General features: G+C 47.6%; 17 protein-coding genes, 1 tRNA gene, 2 rRNA genes, 1 other RNA gene and 1 other annotated feature. Of the genes, 3 read left to right on the top strand and 18 right to left on the bottom strand.

Annotated features, from left to right (window positions below; translation table 11 throughout):
• Positions 1 to 63: 63 nt before the first annotated feature.
• From BN1002_RS21475 to tadA, 13 genes are all read right to left on the bottom strand, one after another.
• Positions 64 to 393 carry a cyclic-di-AMP receptor gene (locus tag BN1002_RS21475; RefSeq protein WP_048827584.1) on the bottom strand — a complete coding sequence of 110 codons (330 nt, stop codon included), beginning with the start codon at positions 391 to 393 and terminating at the stop codon, positions 64 to 66.
• Positions 394 to 513: 120 nt separating this feature from the next.
• Entirely contained in the window at positions 514 to 1,149 is a 636-nt protein-coding gene (gene tmk / locus BN1002_RS21470) for a dTMP kinase (RefSeq protein ID WP_048827583.1), read from the bottom strand.
• Positions 1,150 to 1,179: 30 nt separating this feature from the next.
• Complete coding sequence (locus BN1002_RS21465) at positions 1,180 to 2,613, bottom strand: aminotransferase class I/II-fold pyridoxal phosphate-dependent enzyme (RefSeq protein ID WP_048827582.1); 1,434 nt, start codon at positions 2,611 to 2,613, stop codon at positions 1,180 to 1,182.
• 95 nt (positions 2,614 to 2,708) lie between these two features.
• Positions 2,709 to 2,927, bottom strand: a complete 219-nt coding sequence (locus tag BN1002_RS21460) for a sigma factor G inhibitor Gin (RefSeq protein WP_048828114.1) — start codon at positions 2,925 to 2,927, stop codon at positions 2,709 to 2,711.
• A 243-nt stretch (positions 2,928 to 3,170) separates the two neighbouring features.
• A 5S ribosomal RNA gene (gene rrf, locus BN1002_RS21455) occupies positions 3,171 to 3,286 on the bottom strand.
• A gap of 282 nt (positions 3,287 to 3,568) precedes the next feature.
• Positions 3,569 to 5,120, bottom strand: a 16S ribosomal RNA gene (locus BN1002_RS21450).
• 463 nt (positions 5,121 to 5,583) lie between these two features.
• Entirely contained in the window at positions 5,584 to 5,850 is a 267-nt protein-coding gene (locus BN1002_RS21445) for a pro-sigmaK processing inhibitor BofA family protein (RefSeq protein ID WP_048827581.1), read from the bottom strand.
• Between the two features lie 80 nt (positions 5,851 to 5,930).
• Positions 5,931 to 6,149: a YaaL family protein gene (locus BN1002_RS21440; RefSeq protein WP_048827580.1), complete on the bottom strand. Its 219-nt coding sequence runs from the start codon at positions 6,147 to 6,149 to the stop codon at positions 5,931 to 5,933.
• Positions 6,150 to 6,172: 23 nt separating this feature from the next.
• Positions 6,173 to 6,769: a recombination mediator RecR gene (gene recR, locus BN1002_RS21435; RefSeq protein ID WP_048827579.1), complete on the bottom strand. Its 597-nt coding sequence runs from the start codon at positions 6,767 to 6,769 to the stop codon at positions 6,173 to 6,175.
• Positions 6,770 to 6,780: 11 nt separating this feature from the next.
• Positions 6,781 to 7,101, bottom strand: a complete 321-nt coding sequence (locus BN1002_RS21430) for a YbaB/EbfC family nucleoid-associated protein (RefSeq protein WP_048828112.1) — start codon at positions 7,099 to 7,101, stop codon at positions 6,781 to 6,783.
• A 39-nt stretch (positions 7,102 to 7,140) separates the two neighbouring features.
• The gene (gene dnaX / locus BN1002_RS21425; protein ID WP_048827578.1) at positions 7,141 to 8,832 is read right to left on the bottom strand and encodes a DNA polymerase III subunit gamma/tau; all 1,692 of its coding nucleotides are present in this window, start codon (positions 8,830 to 8,832) and stop codon (positions 7,141 to 7,143) included.
• 224 nt (positions 8,833 to 9,056) lie between these two features.
• Positions 9,057 to 9,320: signal recognition particle sRNA large type (ffs, locus tag BN1002_RS23505), an RNA gene on the bottom strand.
• A 79-nt stretch (positions 9,321 to 9,399) separates the two neighbouring features.
• Positions 9,400 to 9,930, bottom strand: coding sequence for a tRNA adenosine(34) deaminase TadA (tadA, locus tag BN1002_RS21420; RefSeq protein ID WP_048827577.1), 531 nt, complete (start codon positions 9,928 to 9,930; stop codon positions 9,400 to 9,402).
• A gap of 140 nt (positions 9,931 to 10,070) precedes the next feature.
• On the opposite strand from tadA, the gene BN1002_RS21415 reads away from it, so the two are divergent.
• The 3 genes from BN1002_RS21415 (at position 10,071) to BN1002_RS21405 (ending at position 12,987) form a co-directional block, all read left to right on the top strand.
• The gene (locus BN1002_RS21415; RefSeq protein WP_048827576.1) at positions 10,071 to 11,363 is read left to right on the top strand and encodes a glycoside hydrolase family 18 protein; all 1,293 of its coding nucleotides are present in this window, start codon (positions 10,071 to 10,073) and stop codon (positions 11,361 to 11,363) included.
• 267 nt (positions 11,364 to 11,630) lie between these two features.
• The gene (locus BN1002_RS21410) at positions 11,631 to 12,278 is read left to right on the top strand and encodes a deoxynucleoside kinase (protein WP_048827575.1); all 648 of its coding nucleotides are present in this window, start codon (positions 11,631 to 11,633) and stop codon (positions 12,276 to 12,278) included.
• Between the two features lie 13 nt (positions 12,279 to 12,291).
• On the top strand, positions 12,292 to 12,987 hold the full coding sequence (locus BN1002_RS21405) for a deoxynucleoside kinase (RefSeq protein ID WP_231575128.1): 696 nt from the start codon (positions 12,292 to 12,294) through the stop codon (positions 12,985 to 12,987).
• A gap of 300 nt (positions 12,988 to 13,287) precedes the next feature.
• Here the strand turns inward: BN1002_RS21405 and BN1002_RS21400 are convergent.
• The 5 genes from BN1002_RS21400 to BN1002_RS21380 form a co-directional block, all read right to left on the bottom strand.
• Positions 13,288 to 13,380: transfer RNA gene (locus BN1002_RS21400), tRNA-Ser, on the bottom strand.
• 104 nt (positions 13,381 to 13,484) lie between these two features.
• The gene (gene serS, locus BN1002_RS21395; RefSeq protein WP_048827573.1) at positions 13,485 to 14,765 is read right to left on the bottom strand and encodes a serine--tRNA ligase; all 1,281 of its coding nucleotides are present in this window, start codon (positions 14,763 to 14,765) and stop codon (positions 13,485 to 13,487) included.
• A gap of 97 nt (positions 14,766 to 14,862) precedes the next feature.
• Positions 14,863 to 15,085: a binding site (T-box leader), on the bottom strand.
• A 57-nt stretch (positions 15,086 to 15,142) separates the two neighbouring features.
• Positions 15,143 to 15,733, bottom strand: a complete 591-nt coding sequence (gene pdxT / locus BN1002_RS21390; RefSeq protein WP_048827572.1) for a pyridoxal 5'-phosphate synthase glutaminase subunit PdxT — start codon at positions 15,731 to 15,733, stop codon at positions 15,143 to 15,145.
• Between the two features lies 1 nt (position 15,734).
• Complete coding sequence (gene pdxS, locus BN1002_RS21385) at positions 15,735 to 16,616, bottom strand: pyridoxal 5'-phosphate synthase lyase subunit PdxS (RefSeq protein ID WP_048827571.1); 882 nt, start codon at positions 16,614 to 16,616, stop codon at positions 15,735 to 15,737.
• A gap of 147 nt (positions 16,617 to 16,763) precedes the next feature.
• On the bottom strand, positions 16,764 to 18,071 hold the full coding sequence (locus tag BN1002_RS21380; protein WP_197072889.1) for a serine hydrolase: 1,308 nt from the start codon (positions 18,069 to 18,071) through the stop codon (positions 16,764 to 16,766).
• Positions 18,072 to 18,594 lie beyond the last annotated feature (523 nt).

Raw genomic sequence — 18,594 nt, 5'->3', positions numbered from 1 at the left:
CTGCTCAATATTGAATAATGGGACGGCCTCTGCTAATAGGGCCATCCCGTTTGCCTATCACTCTTAAAATTGCAAAAACTGCTCAATCGGCAGAACAAATACTGTGGCTCCCCCTACTTCAACTTCTACAGGATAAGGAACATATGAATCCGCATTTCCTCCCATTGGAGATACTGGCGCAACCAGCTGATCCCTTGACTTGCAATTGACCTTGATGACCTCCAGTGCTTTCTCCACCCTAGCATCCTCTGTACCTATCATGAAAGTTGTGTTTCCCGACTTAAGGAAGCCTCCCGTTGTCGCAAGCTTTGTTGCCCTGAAATTATGCTCAACGAGCGCATTCGAAAGCCTGTTGCTGTCTTGATCCTGAACGACCGCAATAATTAACTTCATTACGCAACCTCCTCTTTTCATTAGCCGGTTTCTAGCTTCCTTTTATTATAACAGGAATTCCCTCATCACACATGCGCGAAAGAATTGGAAATTTACTGTAAATGGTTGTTCAGCTACTATTTATCTTAATTCCTGGAGTTGCTTGATCTGGATGAATGCTTCCCCCACTACTTCCTCTAGTTCCAAGGAGGCATCGATTTTTTTGATTCTTTCGGGGAAACGCTCAAGCAAAAGCAAATATCCTTCCCTTACACGTTTATGGAAATCGAGCTCTTCCAAATCCAGCCTGTTGACTTCCCGGCCTTTATGCTTTTCAATCCTCGCCAGCCCTTCTTCAGGGGCAATATCAAAATAAATCGTTAAGTCTGGCATCATTGTTTCAATGGCAAATTGATTTATTTTGTACACTTCATCAATCCCAAGCCCCCGCGCAAAACCTTGATAAGCAAGCGAGCTGTCTACAAAGCGGTCACACAGGACAATACAGCCTTCCTCCAGAGCCGGCCTAACCTTTTCAACAAGATGCTGCCTTCTGGCTGCTGCATACAGCAGTGCCTCTGTACGGGCATCCATGGCAGTATTGCCCGGCTCCAATATGACTCGCCTGATTTGTTCGGCAATGTCGATTCCGCCCGGTTCACGTGTAATAACCGTCCTAAGGCCCTCTTTTGCTAACTTTTCGGCTATAACCGCTGCTACTGTCGATTTGCCCGCTCCCTCAGGCCCTTCTATTGTAATAAACAATCCTTTATTCATAATTACCTCCATAAAATCTCTTCGAAGCCATCAGGCCTTTTTAAATATGAGAACTTCTCCGTATTTCAGCCGCTCTCCTCCTTGAAACCGGGCACCTGAGCTTATTAGTCTTTCTAGGCTTTCAGCAAGTTCGGCTGTAATTAGTTCTCCTTTTAAGACAAGCGGTATTCCTGGTGGATACGGAATAATCGTTTCAGCCGCTATGAATCCCTCTGCCTTTTCAACCCTTATCCACTCTAGATGTAGCCGCTCCATCTCCAGATAGGAAACCGACAGCTTTGTACACCTTCCCCCTGAAGAGGAAATTGAAACGGAGGGTTCAACTACAGGATAATGATTCAACACAGCAGCCATTCTTTCTACAGTTTCACTAAATTGATAGGGCATGCCCTCTTTAAGGAGCGGGAGAACAAATAGAACATTATTTGGATCCGCCAGTTCGGTATAGATACCCTCCCTCTCCATCAGCTGTTGCAGCTCATAGCCATTCAGGCTGGTCGCTGATTGGATCGTCACCTTCAATGGGTCCCCGAATCCTTTATACTTTAGAACACGGATTTGGGGAATTTTAGCCAGCGCACTTCGAAAACAGCTGATTTGTTGGATAAGAAAATCGAGATCCTTTTTGCAAAAGGTACCCATATAACTTCTTGCGGTATCCAGTGAAGCCATAATGGGGTAAGACGGGCTGCTGGACTGCAGGATTTGTAAAAAGTCTTTCAAGCGATCGAGATCAATCAGCTTGCTATTGAAGTGGAGGAATGACCCCATTGTCATGGCAGGCAATGTTTTATGGGCAGACTGGACGACAATATCCGCACCCAGCACTGCCGCAGATGATGGAAAAGGCTGGCCGGCAATGAAATGGGCGCCATGAGCTTCATCCACCAGAACAGGAATTCCTTTGCTTTGGGCTATTTGAATGATTTCTTCTATTGAATCTGCCATCCCATAATAATTGGGATATGTAAGTATAAGACCCCTTGCATCTGGATAGGCCGAAATGGCCTCTTTAACAGCAGCCGGAGCCAGTCCGCCTGCCACCTTCCACTCACCATTATATTCAGGTTCTATGAAAACAGGCTCTGCCTTCGCTAACCGCATTGCATTGACAATCGACTTATGGCAGTTCCGCTGGACAAGAAAACGCCCCCCTTGCCAACCTGCTGCCAATATCATCGCCAAGTTTCCTACTGTAGAGCCATTGACAAGGAAAAAACTTTGCTTTGTTTTATAAAGGTCAGCGAGAAGTTCTTCTGCTTCTGCAATCGGCCCCTCAGGCGCATGCAAGTCATCAAGACCCGACAGTTCTGTAGCATCCAATTTCATAATATGCGCAAAATGGACGCCAATATTTTTGTCCAGTACCGTTCCATTTTTATGCCCTGGAACGTGAAAGGATATTGGGTTTTGTTCTGAATGGTTCAATAATGCATCGTATAAAGGAATCCGTGTATGCTTCATTTTTTCTCCCCAAAAGAAAGAGTCTTATCCATTTTATCAGAATAGCCCAGGCTCTTGGCATTTTAGGCAAAAAAATAAAGCCCTTATCGGACTTTTCATGAATAGATGCCTGGAACAGCCACTTTTTTCAGCCGTTTCAGAAAATAAATGTATCTCGGATCATTTGTTTCCGTGGAAACCATATCCCTTTCGCATTCCATACAAATAAAAGAAGTATACAAGTGTATTCCCCTCATTTTCCGTTCCTCGCAAACAACACACAACTCCCCACACACGTCGGTTACTGGCTTAACACCCACTCCTCCCACCTCCATACCCCTAGTCTTCCCACAACTCAAAATCTGTATACAAAATTCCGAATAATCTCTTCGCACCCACCCCTCCTAGTCTATGACTCAAAACTCAAAACGGTGTATGTCTACCCTGAAATACTTTTGAAGCCAAGGCACCGTTCCAGCGGTTCGTTGGAGAGGCGGAATAAAGTTCGATTCAACAAATTGCCTTGGGGGGTTCTTTAAACACCAAAAAAGACAACCCTTTCGGGTTGCCTTCGAGTGGCCCGGCAGCGTCCTACTCTCACAGGGGCAAGGCCCCAACTACCATCGGCGCTGAGAAGCTTAACTTCCGTGTTCGGGATGGGAACGGGTGTGGCCTTCTCGCCATAACTGCCAGACTATTTGGTTTGAGGTTCATTCCCGTCCTTCATCGGCTCCTAGTGCCAAGGCATCCACCGTGCGCCCTTTCTAACTTAACCTAAAAGGTTCATTCACTCTTAAATAAGAGAGAAAACTAAAATGGCGATCACTCGGTTCTTCTTGGTTACTTCTTCTTACATTATCCAGTTTTCAAGGAACAAAAAAGTCTTGAGGAATTGCTCCCTCAAAACTAAACAAACAAGCGGTCAACTTACGGACCGAAGGTCCGCATTCCGATTGCCCAAAGGCAATATCCTTAGAAAGGAGGTGATCCAGCCGCACCTTCCGATACGGCTACCTTGTTACGACTTCACCCCAGTCATCTGTCCCACCTTAGGCGGCTGGCCCCTTGCGGTTACCCCACCGACTTCGGGTGTTACAAACTCCCGTGGTGTGACGGGCGGTGTGTACAAGGCCCGGGAACGTATTCACCGCGGCATGCTGATCCGCGATTACTAGCGATTCCGGCTTCATGCAGGCGAGTTGCAGCCTGCAATCCGAACTGAGAATGGTTTTATGGGATTGGCTTCACCTCGCGGCTTCGCTGCCCTTTGTACCATCCATTGTAGCACGTGTGTAGCCCAGGTCATAAGGGGCATGATGATTTGACGTCATCCCCACCTTCCTCCGGTTTGTCACCGGCAGTCACCTTAGAGTGCCCAACTGAATGCTGGCAACTAAGATCAAGGGTTGCGCTCGTTGCGGGACTTAACCCAACATCTCACGACACGAGCTGACGACAACCATGCACCACCTGTCACTCTGTCCCCCGAAGGGGAACGTCCTGTCTCCAGGAGTGTCAGAGGATGTCAAGACCTGGTAAGGTTCTTCGCGTTGCTTCGAATTAAACCACATGCTCCACCGCTTGTGCGGGCCCCCGTCAATTCCTTTGAGTTTCAGCCTTGCGGCCGTACTCCCCAGGCGGAGTGCTTAATGCGTTTGCTGCAGCACTAAAGGGCGGAAACCCTCTAACACTTAGCACTCATCGTTTACGGCGTGGACTACCAGGGTATCTAATCCTGTTCGCTCCCCACGCTTTCGCGCCTCAGCGTCAGTTACAGACCAGAGAGTCGCCTTCGCCACTGGTGTTCCTCCACATCTCTACGCATTTCACCGCTACACGTGGAATTCCACTCTCCTCTTCTGCACTCAAGCCCCCCAGTTTCCAATGACCCTCCACGGTTGAGCCGTGGGCTTTCACATCAGACTTAAGAGGCCGCCTGCGCGCGCTTTACGCCCAATAATTCCGGACAACGCTTGCCACCTACGTATTACCGCGGCTGCTGGCACGTAGTTAGCCGTGGCTTTCTGGTCAGGTACCGTCAAGGTACCGGCAGTTACTCCGGTACTTGTTCTTCCCTGACAACAGAGCTTTACGACCCGAAGGCCTTCTTCGCTCACGCGGCGTTGCTCCGTCAGACTTTCGTCCATTGCGGAAGATTCCCTACTGCTGCCTCCCGTAGGAGTCTGGGCCGTGTCTCAGTCCCAGTGTGGCCGATCACCCTCTCAGGTCGGCTACGCATCGTCGCCTTGGTGGGCCATTACCCCACCAACTAGCTAATGCGCCGCGGGCCCATCTGTAAGTGACAGCCGAAACCGTCTTTCAGCTCATCGACATGTGTCAATGAGGGTTATCCGGTATTAGCCCCGGTTTCCCGGAGTTATCCCAGTCTTACAGGCAGGTTGCCCACGTGTTACTCACCCGTCCGCCGCTGAGGTTTCGAAAGCAAGCTTTCAAAACCTCCGCTCGACTTGCATGTATTAGGCACGCCGCCAGCGTTCGTCCTGAGCCAGGATCAAACTCTCCAAGAAAGAGTATGAGTTTAGCTCATAAAGTTACGTTGGCTCATGATCCGAAGATCATGATAAATATTGTTTGTTGACGCTTGTTTGTTTAGTTTTCAAAGAACAATTATATCCTCTTGGGCGACTCAACGCCTAAGCATGCCGTTCAAAGACGACCATATTAGAATAACATTTCACAACGATAAAGTCAATAACTTTTTTCGTCATCATTTCGCTGTTTTAGCAGCGACTTTTAATATAATACAGCCTCTTTAGGATTTGGTCAACCCCTTTTAAAAATTTTATGTAAGGAAAGTTAACCAGCCATTTAAGTGTAAAACATAAAAAGAAATCCACGCTTTCGAATGGATCTCTTTTTTGAAAGAAATTTAGGTTAACTAATCAATTGTTCAAGCTTTTCATTAGTTAGTGTAATCATCTCAATTAGGAATCCATTTTTTCTTTTCTCTATAACAGCACTCGGCCAGCCCTATCCCATGACAAACAAATCAACCGCTACAAGGGCAGCCAACCCAGGCACCCCAAGGAATCCGGATACCACTGTTGTAAATAGATTAATGGGAATATGAATCCCATAATGATTGCCCAGCGTATTTAAAAGGAATAACAGCACTGCTCCAATGACGAGTTTGATGGCAGCTTGGCCCAACAGCCTTCCTGTTTTCATCGGTGCTCCTGCCACCAACAGGACGACGATCAGCCCGCCTATTATGGATATAACATAAACCGGATTCAAGCAAAAACTCCCCCTTTCCCGGGAACTTGTATTAAAAACATATGTACAAGTTCCCCTGAAAAGAACGGGGAGTTTAGGAATCAACGTTTTATGGAGATTTTGCGGTGTTTCGCTTCTTTTAATAGAAAAAAGTATTTTGCTTCGGCAAGTTTTGCCTGGCAAATCACTTCCTCGGAAGGATCAAAGGATTTATCAAGAAGGGTTTTCTGTTGTTGCCGGTCACTCTTCACTATTTCCAAAATATCAAGAAACTTTTCATCAAATTCATTGCGTAGCCGGCCTTTCCGCCGAAAAAACATCTGTCTTACCCTCCATCCATCCTTTAGAGTTCACGCCTGCCTTCGAGAGCTTTTGAAAGTGTCACTTCATCCGCATACTCGAGGTCGCCTCCAACAGGAAGGCCGTGGGCTATCCTGGTGATCTTGATGCCTGACGGCTTCAACAGCCTGGAAATATACATGGCTGTCGCTTCGCCTTCTATGTTCGGATTTGTCGCGAGAATGACTTCCTGAACCGTTTCGTCCTGAAGACGCTTCAGCAGGTCCGGAATATTGATATCTTCAGGACCGATTCCATCCATTGGCGATATAGCCCCATGAAGGACATGGTACAACCCATTGAATTCCTTCATTTTTTCCATGGCTATGACATCTTTCGGATCCTGGACGACACAGATGAGGCTTTTATCACGCCGCTCATCCTGGCAAATATAGCACGGATCCTGGTCAGTTATATGCCCGCAAATGGAACAATAACTTAAATTCCTCTTTGCATTTACAAGCGCTTTGGCAAAATCAAGGACGGTGTCCTCTTTCATGCTAAGAACGAAAAAAGCCAGTCGAGCGGCCGTTTTTGGGCCGATCCCCGGCAATTTCATAAAGCTGTCGATTAGCTTTGATATCGGTTCGGGATAATGCATATTTTCTCCTCCTAGAACAAGCCCGGAAGGTTCATTCCTTTAGTAAACTGCCCCATTGTGGACTCCGATAATTTATCCGCCTTGTCCAATGCATCGTTAAACGCTGCTAGAATGGTGTCTTGAAGCATTTCCACATCTTCCGGATCAACCGCTTCCGGGTCGATTTTAATATCAACCACTTTTTTATGGCCAGTTACAACAACTGTGACCATGCCGCCTCCGGCTGTTCCCTCAACGGTGGTTTCACCCAGTTTGTCCTGCGCTTCTTCCATTTGCTTTTGCATTTTTTGCATTTGTTTCATCATACCTTGCATATTACCCATTCCGCCCATACCTGGCATTTTACGTTTCATAACAATTCATCCTCCAATTCAATCGATTACTTCTATCAGGGTGCCGCCGAATAATTTACTGGCTTCATCCACGATTACATCTTCTTCTTTCTTCGATTCAGCTTCTTCTCCACCTTCAACCTGATGGTTCGAAAGGAAGTTTTCCCGAATGGCCAGCCATTGATCTTCAGGAACGCCAAGGACAGAAAATGTCCTGCCTGTCAGATCCCTTAAGCCCTCAGTTACCGCTTCTTTAAATTTCGGATTATCCATCGCCATCTGGCAATGGATTTCGTGTTTAAATTTTAGAACAAACGCGCCGGTCGATGAAGCAACCGGCTCCGCTTCATTTAAAAGAGCTGCGTGGGACTTCATCAATTTACGGAGCATTTCTCCCCAATTGCTTTTTAGCAGGGTGAGATCCGCCTTCGTTGCTTGTTTGAGAACTTCATTGATTTTCCCTGCTGGCGCCTGGAACCCTTTCCTTGAAGACCTTGCAGCTGGCTTTTGCTGGGTTGCCGCAGGTTCGCCCGCTGGTGAAACTCCCTGGTTCCTCAATTCTTTTAATTCAGCCTCAAGCTTTTCTATCCTATTTAGCAGGAGCGATACCTGGCCTGAATCCGCCGGTTCACCCGGAGAATCTTTAGAATCAAGCTGGCATAGCTTGACGATGGCCACCTCAAGGAATATTCTCGGATGGGTAGTCCAGCGCATCTCCTGCTGGGTTTTGTTCAGCATCTCGATTAAATCATAAATCCGCGCTGTTGAAAACTCATCGGCAAGCGCCCTGAACCTTTCATCTACGGTAACCCTTTCCAGTGACTCTTCAAGGGTAGGAGCTGTTTTATATAAAAGCATATCACGGAAAAATAAAATAAAATCTTCTATAAAACGGGACGGGTCCTTTCCGTGAAAAAGAAGCTCATTCAAGGCATCCAACCCTTTTGCCACGTCCTTTTCACTGATGGCTTCCCCCAATTCATGAAGGAATCCCTGAGAAACCGAACCTGTGACAGTCAGGGCGTCATCCACCGTTACACGTTCATGGCTGAAGGAAATCGCCTGGTCAAGCAGACTAAGTGCGTCCCTCATTCCACCCTCGGCCGCTCTCGCGATAATTGGCAATGCGGCTGGGTCATACGAGGCCCCCGTCTCATCGGCAATCAGCTTCATCCTTCCCATAATCGCCTGGGAGGTGATCCGCTTAAAATCGAACCGCTGGCACCTTGAAACAATCGTCAGCGGGATTTTATGCGGTTCCGTAGTCGCCAATATAAACATCACATGCCTCGGCGGCTCCTCAAGCGTTTTGAGGAGGGCATTAAAGGCACCGGTTGAAAGCATATGCACTTCATCGATAATATAAACTTTATATTTAACAGAGCTTGGGGCATATTTAACTTTGTCACGGATGTCCCTGATTTCATCAACACCATTGTTTGAGGCGGCATCGATTTCGATGACATCCTGAATCGACCCGTCAGTAATCCCGCGGCAGGCGCTGCACTCATTGCACGGCTCCGCCACAGGAGCATGTTCGCAGTTGACTGCTTTAGCGAGGATTTTGGCCGCAGTTGTTTTCCCGGTTCCGCGAGGGCCCGAAAAAAGGTAAGCGTGGGTAATCTTTTGCTGCACCAGGGCATTCTGCAATGTCTGGGTGATATGTTCCTGTCCTACGACATCACTGAATTGCTGTGGTCGCCAGACTCTGTATAATGCTTGATAGGCCACTGGCAATTGCCCCCTTCCTCTAATTTCGTGGCTGCCGCGCCTAATGAAAGGCAAACTTCCCCATTTGTCTATTATACCTTATCTTCATAACAAAGTATAACGCAAACCTTTAGAAAAACTGCGTCTTTCCCTGCCTAAAAAACTCAATTCCCACCTGGCCGTATGGTCTTTTTTGCATGCAAAAAACCCATCCCTGAGGATGGGTCTATTTGTAAATTTAACTGCCGTGCACCTTCCGTCGACTGGCATCCATAAGCGTTACTCAAGCAGTTAGCTCGGCCCAGGCTACCCTGCGGCACATGGGAGCGTCCACTTAATGCTGCTTCCTTCCGGACCTGACATGGTTCATGGAATCCCATTGCGCAGGACCCAGACGTCAACACTACTTACTTGAGGCAGCCCTACAGAGTGCCAGCCTAAGGAAGGAATTCAACCCCGCTGGAGCGGATTGCGGGTACAGGGCACCGCTACCTCCCCGTCTAGCACGGCAAAATTGAAACCAATTGTTTGGGCGCTTTTATAGCGCCTTTTCAGTATACAGACTTTTGCCTGAAAAATCAATGGCCTTTAACTGTCAAATCCTGTATCCTTCTCCATCTCCGCCAGCCTGGCCAGCCTCCTGGCTTCCTTCTTTTTCTCCCGGAGCTCCCTGAAAAATCCGGATAGCATCCCTGCGCACTCTGCTTCCATGACACCGGAAACGACTTCACATTGATGGTTGAAACGGCTTTCGTCCAGTAAATTCATCAATGTCCCCGCACAGCCCCCTTTCGGATCTGGCGCCGCATATACGACCCGTTCCACCCTTGAAAGGACAATCGCCCCCGCGCACATGGCACATGGTTCAAGTGTCACATAAAGTGTCGCTCCCTCCAGACGCCAGCTTCCAGTCTTCCGGCAGGCCTCCTCAATAGCGAGCAATTCCGCGTGCGCTACCGCATTTTGCCTCGTTTCGCGAAGATTATGGGCCCTCGCGATGATTTCGCCCCCAATTTCAATCACGGCGCCGATTGGCACTTCCTCAGCCGCCGCAGCCTTTTCTGCTTCCTTTATCGCTTCTTTCATGAAGAATTCATCCACGCTTGGGACTTGTTCCATCCCGCCACTTCCTTTTTGCAAAATCACATATCTACTACCAACAGAATATCCATTCCAATTCATTATTACTATAACATGAATTTCACTGGCTTCTCATAGAATGGTTGTAGCGTTATTTTTCGCAGGGAGGTAAGAAGGACATGCAAATCCATGTGGTGGAGCGCGGGGAAACCGTCTCATCTATTGCCCGCCGTTACGGAACAACCGAGAATGCGATTATCGATGCGAATGAATTGCCCAACCCGAATGACCTTGTCATCGGCCAGGCCATGGTCATCCCGATTGTTGGGCGATTCTACTTTGTAAGGGCTGGCGATTCCCTTTATTCAATCGCGCAAAGATTCGGGATTACTTACCAGGAACTCGCAAGGATCAACAGGATTCAGCCAAACCAGCCTCTCAATGTAGGATTCCGTCTTTATATCCCACCCCGGCCAAAAAGGGATGCGGATTTCAATGCATATGTTGAGCCAAGGGGAAGGACAGTCGCACCCGCCCTGACGGCAAGTGCCCGGGAAGCAGCTCCATACTTGACCTATTTGGCCCCTTTCAGCTTTCAGGCACAGCGGGATGGAACTCTCAAGGAGCCTCTTCTCGACAACTTCCCCCAGATTGCCCGGGCGAACAACAATGTCTTGATGATGGTCATCACCAACCAGGAAAACGACCAATTCAGCGATGAACTAGGACGAATCTTGCTCAATGATATCGCAATCCAGGACCGCTTCCTCAATAATATTGTCGCAACCGCAAGAAGGCTCGGATTCAGGGATATTCATTTTGATTTCGAATATTTGCGCCCAGCGGATAGGGAAGCCTACAACAGGTTTCTCAGGAAAGCAAGAGACCGGTTCAAGCAGGAAGGCTGGCTGATTTCAACCGCGCTGGCCCCTAAAACAAGCGCCACACAAAAAGGCAAGTGGTACGAAGCCCATGATTACCGGACCCACGGTGAGATTGTCGATTTTGTCGTCATTATGACGTACGAGTGGGGCTACAGCGGCGGTCCTGCACAGGCTGTATCCCCAATAGGACCGGTCCGAAAGGTGCTCGAATACGCTTTGACTGAAATGCCGGGCTCCAAAATTATGATGGGCCAAAACTTATATGGATATGATTGGACCCTCCCTTTTGTCCAAGGAAGTGTCGCTAAAGCCGTCAGTCCCCAGCAGGCGATCCGGCTTGCGGCAGAAAATAACGTGAATATCCAATACGATACCAAGGCCCAGGCGCCATTTTTCCGGTATACGAAAGGCGGCAAACAGCATGAGGTATGGTTTGAAGACGCCCGATCCATCCAGGCTAAATTCGATTTGATCAAGGAATTGAAACTAAGAGGAATGAGTTACTGGAAACTCGGCCTCTCCTTCCCGCAAAACTGGCTTCTCATCGTTGAGAATTTCAACGTAACGAAGCGGGTAGCTCAAAGATAAATTCCCGACTGCCTTTTCCAGGCAGTTTTTTCTTTTTCATTCCCTCTCATTCGATATTTTTTTACCCCTAAATCCTGTAAAATCAAGGATAGCAGCTGAACCGCTTACATAACCTTAAATATTCCATATCCGAATGGCACTGGAATATGGTAAAATACAATTTGTCTAATTACGACATGATTCTACTTATTTCTTATTTTTTATTACATAATTTGAACTAGTCATTGGATATAGAAAAACTGCGGGCTGGAAAAAGGAGGACATGCCATGGGGGAGACACCCTTTATTACGGTGGAAGGGCCGATTGGCGTTGGGAAAACATCCCTCGCAAAAGCAATCGCCGACCATTATCAATTTGCTTTATTGAAAGAAATTGTTGATGAAAATCCATTTCTCGGCAAGTTTTATGACAACATAGAAGAGTGGAGTTTCCAGACGGAAATGTTTTTCCTTTGCAACCGGTTTAAGCAGCTCGGGGATATCAATACCCATTATTTAACTAAAAAACAGCCGGTTGTGGCAGATTATCATATAATTAAGAACTTGATTTTTGCCCAAAGGACATTAAATAACGAAGAATATAAGAAATATTTTAAGATTTATCAGATCCTCACCGAGGATATGCCTAAACCAAACGTAGTCATTTACTTGAACGCGAGCCTTGATACACTTCTTGCGAGGATTGCAAAGCGCGGGCGGGAAGTCGAAAAAAACATCAGCCCTCTTTACCTTGAACAGCTTTCCCTTGACTATGAAGAGGCCATCGCTGTATTTGAGAGGCAGCACCCTGAAATCCCGGTTCTCCGCTACAACGGCGATCACTTGGATTTTGTCAAAAATGAACATGATTTGGATACCATTCTGGCTGATCTTTCACTTTCACTGGCAAAAAGCAGCTGGACCAATACATTATAAGGACGGGGAATATATTTTGAGTATCGTAATCGGCGGCATGATTGGCCTCGGCAAAACCAGTGTGGCAGATTTATTGAATGGATATTTTCGCAGCAAGGGCATAAACAGCAAAGTCTTTTATGAAACTGTTGATGACAATCCGATTCTCCCTCTTTATTATGAATTGACGCCAGAAGAACTGGATGCGAAAAGAATTCCATTCCTTCTTCAGCTGTTCTTTTTGAATAAACGCTTTAAAACAGTTAAAGAGTGCGTCAGCTGGCCTGAGCCGCTTTATACTATCCAAGACAGATCGATTTATGAAGATTGGTATTTTGCCTATGTTAACAAAAAGCTCGGCCGCATTTCCGAGCTCGAATTCCGGATTTACGAAGACCTCGCCGACAATATGATGGAAGAGCTGAATGAGCTTCCGAAAAAGGCGCCCGAACTCATGGTGTACCTAAAAGGTTCCTTCGACACAGTCATTGACCGGATTATGTCGCGCGGCAGAAGCTTCGAAATCAATCCTGAACTGAAAGAATACTACTTCGATGTCTGGAAAGGCTACGACGAATGGGTCTTTAACCACTACAACGCAAGCGAAGTCCTCGTCATCGACATGGATGTCACCGACATCGTTAACCGTCCAGAAGACGCAGCCCGAGTCTGCCGCGAAGTCGACAACAAACTAAATGAAATCCTTTTTACTAAAACGCATACCGGCTGATTGCTGGTATGCGTTTTTTAATAAATGGCTTTGTAATCCCTGATTGTTGATTTCCACTCCAGGGACATGCTTTCCGCGGGGCAGACCATGGAGCCTCCTCGGCGTCATAGACGCCTGTGGGGTCTCCACGTGCCGCTACATCCCGCCGGAGTCAGTCCCCTCCGTTCCAATCAACTTCATTGTAAATAAGCATTCACCTTTACCTGAGCCTTATAAATAAAAAACCCGCCGCAGGCTTTCGCTTTGCGGCGGGTTTTATCTCCAGATTTTATGCGCGTTGGTCATACAATATCGAATAAATGGCGGAGGAAGAGGGATTCGAACCCCCGCGCGGTTTAACCCGCCTGTCGGTTTTCAAGACCGATCCCTTCAGCCGGACTTGGGTATTCCTCCGTTTCGACAAAGGTAATCTTACTATAGAATAATTGCCTCTGTCAACTGGAAACCTTTATTGTTTTTTGCAAAAAAAGGCGGGTAAATCTCCCCGCCCTTTTTCATTATTCGGGCTTAATCTCGCTTCGCCCGCCCATATAAGGCCTTAGCACTTCAGGGATGATGACAGTGCCATCTTCCTGCTGGTAGTTCTCAAGGATAGCGGCAACAGTACGGCCAATCGCAAGGCCTGATCCGTTCAGTGTATGGACATGCTCCGGCTTCGCGCCCGGCTCCCGGCGGAAGCGGATATTCGCCCTGCGCGCCTGGAATGCTTCAAAGTTACTGCAAGAAGAAATCTCGCGGTACGTATTGTAGCTCGGAATCCAAACTTCGATATCGTATTTCTTCGCAGCAGTAAAACCGAGGTCACCGGTGCACATGCTCAGGACGCGGTATGGCAATCCAAGAAGCTGGAGAACCTTCTCCGCATCGGCTGTCAGCTTTTCCAATTCATCGTATGAATCCTCTGGTTTAACGAACTTAACTAATTCCACTTTATTGAATTGATGCTGGCGGATCAGTCCGCGTGTATCCCTTCCCGCAGAACCGGCTTCAGAACGGAAGCAGGCGCTGTAAGCCGCATAACGGATTGGCAGTTGGTCACCGCTTAAAATTTCGTCTCTATGAAAGTTTGTCACAGGGACTTCTGCAGTCGGGATAAGGAAGTAATCTTCGCTTTCAATCAGGAAGGCATCCTCTTCAAACTTAGGGAGCTGCCCTGTTCCTGTCATGCTCGTCCTGTTCACCATGTAAGGCGGCAGGATTTCCCGATAACCATGCTCATCGACATGCAAATCGAGCATAAAGTTCATCAACGCGCGTTCAAGCCTCGCGCCCAGCCCTTTATAGAACACAAAACGGCTTCCGGTTACCTTCGTTGCCCGCTCAAAATCAAGTATTTTCAGGTTATCGGCAATGTCCCAGTGCGGTTTCGGCTCAAATCCGAAATCACGCACTTCTCCCCATTTCCTGATTTCAACATTTTCATCTTCTGTCTCGCCGACCGGAACGCTCTCATGCGGAAGATTCGGGATGCTCAACAGCAGCAAATCAAGTTCTGCTTCCACGCCTCGCAGTTCGTCATCCAGTTCCTTGATGCGGTCGCCGACTTCGCGCATTTCTGTAATCAAATGGTCAGCGTCCTTTTTCTCCCTCTTTAAAGAGGCTACCTGCTGGGATACTTCATTCCGCTTGCTCTTCAGCTGTTCCGCCTCGACAATCAAATCACGCCTTTTTCGGTCTAGGCTTTCGAACTTGCCCAAGTCAGTCAAATCTTCGCCGCGATGCTGCAGTCTTTTCTTTACTCCTTCAAAATCGGCACGCAATACTTTCATATCAAGCATGCTTTTCCACTCCTTTATTTAATTGGCATTTATGAAACGATCATCAACTTGGGTTGGGGGCAATGGTTTTTTGAACACAAAAAACTCCCGTCCCCAAAACAGGGACGGGAGTTGACCCGCGTTGCCACCCTGGTTGGCCGCATACTGCGACCCACCTCAATTTCATAACGGTTTGACCCGAAAGCACTTACTGGCCGCGACTTCCGGCTTTCCATGCTTTGCTCAAGGACGGATTCACAGGTGCCATCCACCGGTTTACACCAACCACCGGCTCTCTTTAGAATGGGAACCCCGCTACTATTTCCTCTCAGCGCTTTTCCAATATGGGAAATTTGTACTTTTAAATCTACTACAATTATCGGCGGTTTGCAAACAAATTATACAAACTGCTTTTCTTTTGCCTCAATAGCCATTTGAATGAAGTAGGCTGTCATCCTGTGGTCATCCGTCAGCTCAGGATGGAACGAACATCCAAGGAACTGTCCCTGCCTGGCGGCGACGATCCTGCCGTTATGTTCAGCAAGGATTTCAACCCCTTCACCGGCTTCAACGATATGCGGTGCACGGATAAATACTGCCGGAAACGATTCTCCGACCCCTTCGATGCCGAGGTCCGCTTCGAAGCTTTCCCGCTGGCGGCCGAAAGAGTTCCTCTCCACGGTAACGTCCATGACACCGATATGCGGCTCATCATAGCCAACAATGTTTTTTGCCAAAAGGATCAGCCCAGCGCATGTACCGAACATCGGCCTGCCTGATGCGGCAAATGCCCGCAGTTCGTCCATGAATCCGTATTTATCAATCAGCTTCCGCATTGTCGTGCTTTCGCCGCCTGGCAAAATGAGTCCATCAAGGTCTTTTAGCTGATCAACTGTTTTGACTTCCACTGCTTCGGCACCCGAAGCTATCACAGAATTGATATGCTCCCTGACTGCCCCCTGCAGGGCCAATACTCCGATTTTCACCATTTTACCAGCCGCGTTCCTGCATCCGGTCAGCCATTGCAAGGGAAGAAATTTCAATCCCTTTCATTGGCGTACCAAGATTTTTCGAAAGTTCCGCGATCAGTTTGTAATCCTGGTAGTGAGTAGTCGCTTCTACGATTGCTTTTGCAAAAAGGGCTGGATTTTCCGATTTGAAAATACCCGACCCTACGAATACTCCATCAGCCCCGAGCTGCATCATCAGAGCCGCGTCGGCAGGAGTTGCGACACCGCCAGCAGCGAAGTTGACAACCGGCAGGCGTCCGAGGCGCTTGATTTCAAGCAGAAGTTCGTATGGTGCGCCAAGCAATTTGGCTTCTGTCATCAGTTCGTCTTCATTCATGTTCACAACTTTGCGGACCTGCGCATTTACTTTGCGGATATGGCGGACCGCTTCAACGATATTGCCTGTCCCAGGCTCACCCTTTGTTCGGAGCATGGAAGCACCTTCGCCAATCCGGCGTGCCGCCTCGCCGAGGTCGCGGCATCCACATACGAACGGAACGGTGTAATCCCTCTTATTCAGGTGATATTCTTCATCCGCTGGAGTAAGTACTTCACTTTCATCAATATAGTCAACGCCCATTGCTTCAAGGACGCGTGCTTCAACAATATGACCAATTCGTGCTTTCGCCATAACTGGGATGGACACGGCATTCATGACTTCTTCCACGATCCGTGGGTCAGCCATTCTCGCGACTCCGCCTGCAGCGCGAATATCGGAAGGAACGCGCTCTAGAGCCATAACAGCCACTGCGCCTGCTTCCTCTGCAATTTTAGCCTGCTCTGCATTGACAACGTCCATGATGACGCCGCCTTTTTGCATTTCGGCCATTCCCCTTTTCACACGGTCAGTACCTGTATTCACTGGAATTTCCCCCTGAGTTTTATATTTTTTTACAAAAATGGACTAAGCCGGTTGGAATAGTCCTCTTTAAGTAAATAATCTATGAAAAATAGGTCCCTGTCAAGACAAGAACCTATCTTTCAATTGCTCACTATAAGAATGTTCTGATTAAAATAAACCTTTAATTCCGGAAACGATGCTTCCCCACAGATCCGCGAAGAATCCGCCAATTCCGCCCATCATCAGCATGAACCAGTTCGCTTTCTCCACACTTTCTGCGGCCACAACAGGAGTGCGCAGGCCACTTTGACCTTTATCTGTCAGGAATGCGCCTTTATCCCCATTTTTCGCTTCCAGTGTGACATAGCCGACAACTTCTCCTTTTTTGACCGGAGCCGTCAATTCACCGGCTTTGTTCAACTTTTTCTTATCAAGGACAAGTACTGGTTTATAGCTGTCCTTTTCGCCATTTTTAATGATCATGGAAACCGGTTCTTTTGTCCGGATTTTCACTGTGTCTTCCTTGCCTTTAATGACATTCAGTGTTTTCTTACCTTTAATCTCATGGTTGGCAGGAAGGATTTCAGTTTTTGTAAAGTTGGTAAATGCATAGTCGAACATTTTTCTCGTTTCATCGAAACGCGCTTTATAGGTGCCTTTTCCGGCAGGGCCCTTTGCATCCATCACCACGGTGATGAATCGTTTGCCATCACGGCTCGCTGTACCAGTAAAGCAGTAACCTGCAAAGTCAGTCGTCCCTGTTTTCAGCCCGTCAACACCAGGATATTTGAAAACAAGTTCCGGAAGCATCCAGTTCCAGTTTTCCATCTTGATTTTATCATCGGTTCCCGGCCTGAATTCTTTTCTTGGAATGCTTGTTGTTTCAAGCACTTCAGGATAATCCTTCAAAAGGTGGTAGGCAAGTGTTGCTGTCGCCCTCGCGGACATCACATTTTCATCCTCAGCGCCTGACCCTTCCGGATGCTGTCCTTTATAATCACGGTTATTCAAGCCTGTCGAATTCACAAACTTATAATCTTTTAACCCCATACTCTTCGCTTCATCATTCATCATTTTAACGAAATTAGCTTCCGAACCCGCCATTACTTCAGCAAGGGCAATGGTTGCCGCGTTTGCCGAATAAATCGTCATGGCTTCATAAAGTTCCCTGACTTTATATGTTCCATCCGCCCTGAGCGGTACATTGGAAAGGCTACGATCATGGGATAGTTTATGGACTAGCTCGGTGACTGAGTATTCCTGGTCCCACTTCACTTTTCCTTTTTTAATCGATTCAAGGAGAATGTATTCTGTCATCATTTTCGTCATGCTGGCAATGCCAAGGACATTGTCGGCATTTTGCTCGAATAAAACTTTTCCTGACTCCGCATCAACAAGAATGGCGGCTCCGGCATTGATTTTTAAATTGGCCTCGCCGGCTGCCTTTGCGGGTGCTGTAAACAGCCCTGCTGCCATGAATACTGCGAGTACGATGGCTATGTACTTCTGAACAATCTTTTTCTTCACTGTTACGCCCTCCAACAATTTTCTTCCACTCTTAAAGGACGTCTATGCCCTTGCGGAAGTTTCGCTTTATACACGTTTATTATCTTAACACACCAGGACTGCAATGGATAGACAGAGATAAGGCCTATCTTCCTGCCAACATTTACTAACTATATAGGTTGAAATAAAGATTGATTCCCAAGTGGAAACAGGGTGGTTGATTTCCGCTCCGGGCATTTCGCTTTCCGCGGGGCGCCAGTGGAGCCTCCTCGGCGCTTGCGCCTGTGGGGTCTCCACTTGCCGCTCTATCCCGCTGGAGTCTACATGCCTGAGCTCCAATCAACCAGCTTTTTTCATATAAATGGCATAGTTATTAAGTTCAACCTATGTAGTGGCAATTCTGATTCACTTTAGCGAGCTTATTGCCACTTATCTGTCAGGGCCCTTACCGCCGCGCAAAAAAAGAAAAGGCAGGATTTTGCCCCTGCCTTGA

The organism is Bacillus sp. B-jedd, from assembly GCF_000821085.1.
In the GTDB taxonomy this organism is placed as follows: Bacteria; Bacillota; Bacilli; order Bacillales; family Cytobacillaceae; genus Bacillus_D.
Note: the sequence above shows the minus strand (reverse complement) of the source record. Positions and strands in the feature narration are given on the sequence as shown.

Excerpts from the sequence above, each read along its gene's own strand:
- BN1002_RS21475 (WP_048827584.1), bottom strand. The coding sequence starts at position 393 with ATGAAGTTAATTATTGCGGTCGTTCAGGATCAAGACAGCAACAGGCTT.
- tmk (WP_048827583.1), bottom strand. The coding sequence starts at position 1,149 with ATGAATAAAGGATTGTTTATTACAATAGAAGGGCCTGAGGGAGCGGGC.
- BN1002_RS21465 (WP_048827582.1), bottom strand. The coding sequence starts at position 2,613 with ATGAAGCATACACGGATTCCTTTATACGATGCATTATTGAACCATTCA.
- BN1002_RS21460 (WP_048828114.1), bottom strand. The coding sequence starts at position 2,927 with ATGGAGGTGGGAGGAGTGGGTGTTAAGCCAGTAACCGACGTGTGTGGG.
- BN1002_RS21440 (WP_048827580.1), bottom strand. The coding sequence starts at position 6,149 with ATGTTTTTTCGGCGGAAAGGCCGGCTACGCAATGAATTTGATGAAAAG.
- recR (WP_048827579.1), bottom strand. The coding sequence starts at position 6,769 with ATGCATTATCCCGAACCGATATCAAAGCTAATCGACAGCTTTATGAAA.
- BN1002_RS21430 (WP_048828112.1), bottom strand. The coding sequence starts at position 7,101 with ATGGGCGGAATGGGTAATATGCAAGGTATGATGAAACAAATGCAAAAA.
- tadA (WP_048827577.1), bottom strand. The coding sequence starts at position 9,930 with ATGGAACAAGTCCCAAGCGTGGATGAATTCTTCATGAAAGAAGCGATA.
- BN1002_RS21415 (WP_048827576.1), top strand. The coding sequence starts at position 10,071 with ATGCAAATCCATGTGGTGGAGCGCGGGGAAACCGTCTCATCTATTGCC.
- BN1002_RS21410 (WP_048827575.1), top strand. The coding sequence starts at position 11,631 with ATGGGGGAGACACCCTTTATTACGGTGGAAGGGCCGATTGGCGTTGGG.
- serS (WP_048827573.1), bottom strand. The coding sequence starts at position 14,765 with ATGCTTGATATGAAAGTATTGCGTGCCGATTTTGAAGGAGTAAAGAAA.
- pdxT (WP_048827572.1), bottom strand. The coding sequence starts at position 15,733 with ATGGTGAAAATCGGAGTATTGGCCCTGCAGGGGGCAGTCAGGGAGCAT.
- BN1002_RS21380 (WP_197072889.1), bottom strand. The coding sequence starts at position 18,071 with ATGGCAGCAGGGCTGTTTACAGCACCCGCAAAGGCAGCCGGCGAGGCC.